This is a genomic window from Streptomyces sp. NPDC006265 (assembly GCF_040613555.1).
Lineage (GTDB): Bacteria > Actinomycetota > Actinomycetes > Streptomycetales > Streptomycetaceae > Streptomyces.
The window spans coordinates 1-4,377 of record NZ_JBEXSH010000785.1; the positions used below are offsets into that span (position 1 = coordinate 1).

4 protein-coding genes are annotated in these 4,377 nt (G+C 69.2%); all 4 read left to right on the plus strand.

Annotated features, from left to right (window positions below; all coding sequences use genetic code 11):
• The coding region (locus ABZ281_RS39870) for an alpha/beta hydrolase (RefSeq protein ID WP_356662869.1) at window positions 1-369 on the plus strand (369 nt) is incomplete at its 5' end.
• Window positions 370-392: 23 nt separating this feature from the next.
• Window positions 393-1,409 carry an NAD(P)/FAD-dependent oxidoreductase gene (locus tag ABZ281_RS39875; protein WP_356662872.1) on the plus strand — a complete coding sequence of 339 codons (1,017 nt, stop codon included), beginning with the start codon at window positions 393-395 and terminating at the stop codon, window positions 1,407-1,409.
• Window positions 1,410-1,658: 249 nt separating this feature from the next.
• Window positions 1,659-2,666 (plus strand): NAD(P)H-binding protein, encoded by a 1,008-nt coding sequence (locus ABZ281_RS39880; RefSeq protein WP_356662870.1) that lies wholly within the window; start codon window positions 1,659-1,661, stop codon window positions 2,664-2,666.
• An 82-nt stretch (window positions 2,667-2,748) separates the two neighbouring features.
• The coding region (locus ABZ281_RS39885; RefSeq protein ID WP_356662871.1) for an MFS transporter at window positions 2,749-4,377 on the plus strand (1,629 nt) is incomplete at its 3' end.

Sequence of the window (4,377 nt, forward strand, 5' to 3'; positions counted from 1 at the left end):
GAGCGGGCCGCGCTCAAGGAAACCCTGGGTGCTCCCGGAGTGCTGACCGAGATCCTGGGCTACTACCGACAGTTGTTCACGCCGCCGCCCGCGGACGAGGCGGCCCAAGCCCTGGAAGCCCGGGCGTTCGGCGCCCTCACCGTCCCCTCGCTCTACCTCCACGGGGCCGACGACAACTGCATGTCCGTGGAGTTGAGCGAGGGCATGGACGACCTGTTCACGAACGGCCTCGAACGCGTCGTCATACCCGGCGCAGGGCACTTCCTGCACCTCGAACAGCCCAAGACGGTCGCCGACCACATCGTGGGCTTCCTGAACAGCTGGCCCCTCTCCAACCGCCCAGAACTCGAAGGGTTGACCCAATCATGACTGACAAGGACAGGCAGGAGGCCATGGCTGTGACGACTCCTTTGTACGCGAGCGACGCACTGGCCGAGGGGACCGTCGACGCGGTGGTGATCGGCGGGGGCGCCGCGGGGCTGAACGGCGCACTGATCCTCGCCCGCTCCCGCCGCTCGGTCGTCGTGATCGACAGCGGCTCCCCGCGCAACGCGCCTGCGGAGGCCGTGCACGGCCTCCTCGCCCTGGACGGCACCCCGCCGTCCGAGATCCTTCGACGGGGCCGGGAGCAGGTGCGCCAGTACGGCGGACGCGTCGTGTCCGGCGAGGTGGTCTCGGCCGAGCCTGCCGCCCCGTCGGCGGACGGGGACCTGCGGTTCACCCTCACCCTGGCCGACGGCCGCCACATCACCGCCCGCCGCATCCTGGTGGCCACCGGCCTGAAGGATGTGCTGCCTCAGGTGCCCGGACTCGCCGAGCACTGGGGACACAGTGTGGTGCACTGCCCGTACTGCCACGGCTGGGAGGTGCGCGACGAGCCCATCGGCATCCTCGCCACCGGCCCCGCCTCCATTAACCACGCGTATCTGTTCCGTCAGCTGACCGACGACCTGACCTACTTCACCCACGGCACCGACCTGGACGAGGACAGCCGCGCCCGCTTCGCCGCCCGCGGCATCCGCGTCATCGACACCCCGGTCACCGAGGTCGTCAACGACGCCGACGGTGCCCTCGCCGGGGTGCGCCTGGCCGACGGCCAGGTCGTGGCCCGCCGCGTCCTCGCGGTCGCCTCGCCGATGCAGGCCCGCACCCAGGGCCTGGAAGGTCTGGGCCTGCCGGTGCGGGACCTGCCGACGGGCCGCGGTTTCGCCTCCGGCCTGGCCGGGACCACCGAGGTGGCGGGTGTGTGGGTGGCCGGCAACGTCACCGATCTGGTCGCCCAGGTCGGGGCGTCCGCAGCGGCCGGCGCACTGGCCGGCGCCGACATCAACAGGATGCTCGCCACCGCGGACACCGACGCGGCCCTCCAGCAGATCGCCGAGGGAAGCCCCAAAGCAGCCACACGATGATCTCGAATCCCTGAGATCTCAGCCCGCCATCCACTCGCCTCACCTTCATCGGTGAGGCAATCGATCTGTTTTCCCATCTGGAAACTGATCAGTTTCCAGATGGTTATCAGTCAGGCCCGGCAATCAGGCAGCAGGAGCGTCACGCCGAGGTCAACGCCACCCTCATCGACTTCCTCGCCCGCCTTGACGACTTCACATCCTCGGCTTCCTGAACGGCCGACCCACGCCCACCAGATGGAGGACACAACAATGACGGAACGCAATCCCATTCTGATCACCGGCGCCGGCGGCCAAGTCGGTGGCGTGAGCAGGGTGATGATCGACATGCTGCTCGAACAGGGCCACCCGGTGCGCGCGTTCGTGCGACGGGACGACGAACGCGCGCAGTCGCTGCGCGCGGCCGGGGCCGAGGTCTTCGTCGGCGACCTGCTCAAACTCGCGGACGTGGCCGCCGCACTGAAGGGTGTCCGGCGCATCTACTTCAGCATGAGCGCGCAGCCGTACTACGCCGATGCCCTCACCTTGATGGCCGCAGCGGCGCGAGCCCAGGGCGACATCGAGGCCTTCGTGAACATGTCCAACTACGAGCAGTCGTACATGACGCTCGAGAAGATGACCACACCGGATGAGGAGCGGCGTTCTTGGCTCGGCGGACTGGTCACGGACTGGTCACCGCAGCAGCGGGCGCACTGGGTCTGCGAGCAGGTGCTGGACTGGTCCGGCATCCCGACCGTCAACGTGCGTGCGACCCTGTTCGCCGAGACCCCCGTCCTGACCTGGATGCTACTGGGCCCGCTGAGCAACGGTGAACTGCGCCTGCCCTTCGGCAACCAGCGGCTCGCGCCCATCGCCGTTCACGACCTGGCAGAGGTGTGCGTGAAGATGCTGGTCGACCCCGCACCGCACATCTCGAAGTCCTACGCGCTCACCGGCCCGCAGCTGAAGGACATGTACGGGTTCGCTGAGGACTACGCAGCCGCGCTGGGACGCCAGGTCGTCTACATCCCTGAGGAAGTGGAGGCCTGGAACGAGGCCTTCATTGACGAGACCGTCCTGCAGGAGGCCCTGGGCGACCCGGCTGCGGCCCGGCATGTGGCGGCGCACCTGAGGATCCAGACCAGGCTGATCGCCGGCGGGCGGTACGACGTCCTCTCCGACCAACTGGAAACCCTGCTCGGGCGCCCACCGCGGACCATGCGGTGGGCGCTGCAGAACAATGCTCGCCTGCGCGAACTGGCGGTTGCCCCGAGCCACTGAGCGCTCCGGAGCAGAACATGACGCCACACGATGGCAATCAAGTGCTCCCGCTCGTCCGCCCCGTCCCTCTCAGGAGTTACTGATGCCCTTCCTTGCGAACACCCCCGTGGAGAAGATGACCGGGCCTTACGCGCGGCGCTGGTGGGCGCTGCTCGTGCTGTGCCTGAGCCTGCTGATCACGGTGATGGCGAACACGTCGCTGATCGTCGCCGCCCCCGACATGACCACCGACCTGGGCCTGAGCAGCAGTGATCTGCAGTGGGTCGTCGACAGCTACACCGTTCCGTACGCGGCGCTGATGCTGGTGCTGGGCGCGATCGGCGACAAGTACAGCCGGCGCGGCGCGCTGGTGCTGGGTCTGCTGATCTTCGCCGGCGGTTCGGTGATGGGGAGCATGGTCGACGAGACCTCGCTGGTCATCGTGGCCCGCGCGATCATGGGTGTGGGTGCCGCGGTCGTGATGCCGGCCACGCTGTCCCTGGTGGTCGCGACCTTCCCCCGGAGCGAGCGGGCCAAGGCCATCACCGCCTGGGCCGCGACCTCCGGGGTGGCGGTGGCCGTCGGCCCGCTGGTCTCCGGCTGGCTGCTTGAGGACCACGCCTGGGGCTCGACCTTCCTGATCAACGTGCCGATCGCCGTCCTCGCCGTGTTCGGCGCGCTCGCCCTGGTACCGCCGTCCAGGGCGGAGGGCATGGGCCGGATCGACTACGTCGGTGGTCTGCTGTCGATCGTCTCCGTCGGCTCCCTGATCTACGCCGCCATCGAGGGCCCGCACTCCGGCTGGGGCGCCGGCCCCGTCACCGCCGCCGTGGTCGCCGGTGCCGGTCTGGTCGCCTTCGTCACCTGGGAGCTGCGGCACCCGCACCCGATGCTGGACGTCCGAAAGTTCGCGCTGCGGCCCTTCAGCGGCTCGATGCTCGCGGTGATGTTCTTCTTCTTCGGCATGTTCGCCGTGATCTACTACTCGACGCAGTTCCTGCAGTTCGTCCTCGGCTACGGCGCCCTGGACACGGGCCTACGGCTGCTGCCGCTGGGCGGTGCGGTGTTCCTGGGGTCCGCGGTGACCGGGGTGCTCGCCCCGAAGCTGGGGGTGAGGGTGATGGTCGTGACCGGCCTGGCCGTCGGCACGGCGGGCATGTTCCTGCTCACCCAGATCGACAAGGGGTCGACGTACGGGGACTTCCTGATGCCGCTGATGATGCTGGGCCTCGCGCTCGGACTGGCCATCTCCCCGGCGACCGACACGATCATGGGCTCCTTCCCCGAGTCCGAGCTGGGCGTCGGCGGCGGTGTCAACGACACCGCGCTCGAGCTGGGCGGGGCGCTGGGCATCGCGGTGCTGGGCTCGCTGCTGGGCACGGCCTACCGCGACGAGCTGACCGACCTGGTGGGCAACCGGCTCCCGGCGGAGGCGATGGAGACCGCCAAGGACTCGGTCGGCGCCGGCCTGGCCGTCGCGGAGCGGGTCGCGCAGGATCCCTCCGCCGGGCCCCAGCAGGCCCAGGCCGCCGTGGACGCCGTCCACCAGGCCTTCGCCCACGGCGTCGCCCAGACCAGCCTCATCGGCGGGATCATCATGGCCGCCGGAACACTGATCGTCCGCCCCAAGACGCTCAACCACCTCTCCCTGCTCGGCTGGTCCCTCTCGGCCGACCAGGACGTCTTCGGTACCGACGAGATGATCGCGGCGTTCGAGATCTCCGACGTGCAG

Coding starts and splice junctions, on each gene's coding strand:
- ABZ281_RS39875 (WP_356662872.1), top strand. CDS start 393: ATGGCTGTGACGACTCCTTTGTACGCGAGCGACGCACTGGCCGAGGGG.
- ABZ281_RS39880 (WP_356662870.1), top strand. CDS start 1,659: ATGACGGAACGCAATCCCATTCTGATCACCGGCGCCGGCGGCCAAGTC.